Annotated in this window: 1 protein-coding gene; it reads right to left on the reverse strand. The window is 64.8% G+C overall.

Annotated elements, in window-relative coordinates:
* On the reverse strand, nt 1–680 hold a 680-nt coding region (locus DCI01S_RS16530), incomplete at its 3' end, for an FAD-dependent oxidoreductase (protein ID WP_156482671.1).
* Nucleotides 681–739: the final 59 nt, after the last annotated feature.

Below are 739 nucleotides of genomic sequence, written 5' to 3' on the forward strand. Positions count from 1 at the left end.
ACCGTGATCCCGTCCTGGGCCAGGGCCTGGCGAAGGATGGCGACCATTTCCGGCTCGGCAGCAGGGGTGATCCTGCCGATGATGGTCACCCGGGTGCCCAGATGGGCGAAGAGTTGGGCCTGTTCGATACCGACGTAGCCACCGCCGATGACGATCATGGAGTCGGGCAGTTCAGTTAATTCCATGGCGGCGGTCGAGGTCAGATGCTCCACCTCGTTCAGCCCGGTTACCTCCTTCGGTAGTGCCGGTTCTGCTCCGGTGGCCAGTACCACCGAACCGGCCGCCACCGGATCCCCATCCATCACCAGAGTGTCGGGATCGAGGAAGGAAGCCTCCCCACGGCGGATTTCGAAGCCATGGGCGTCCGCGACGTCGGCGTATTTGGTCTCTCGCAGTCGAGTGACCAGCTGGTCCTTCTGCATGACCAGCGCTCCCAGATCAACGTCCCGGGCGAGGGTGGGGACCCCTGGGAAGGGATTGGTCAGTGCGGCCTGGCGGGTGCCGGCAGCGGCCAGCAGCGCCTTGGACGGGACGCACCCGATGTTCACGCAGGTGCCGCCGATGGTGCCGCGCTCGATCATCAGCACCGTCCTGCCGGCCTGTCGAGCGGTGATAGCGGCCGCCATGGCTGCCCCGCCGGAGCCCACTACCGCCAAATCGAATTCGAAACCCGGTTCCATCAGATGGCCCCTCTCTTTCTTCGCTCATTAGGATGGACCTTCCAGCGCACTGGAAGGTC

This window comes from Dietzia cinnamea NBRC 102147 (genome assembly GCF_001571065.1).
GTDB lineage: Bacteria > Actinomycetota > Actinomycetes > Mycobacteriales > Mycobacteriaceae > Dietzia > Dietzia cinnamea.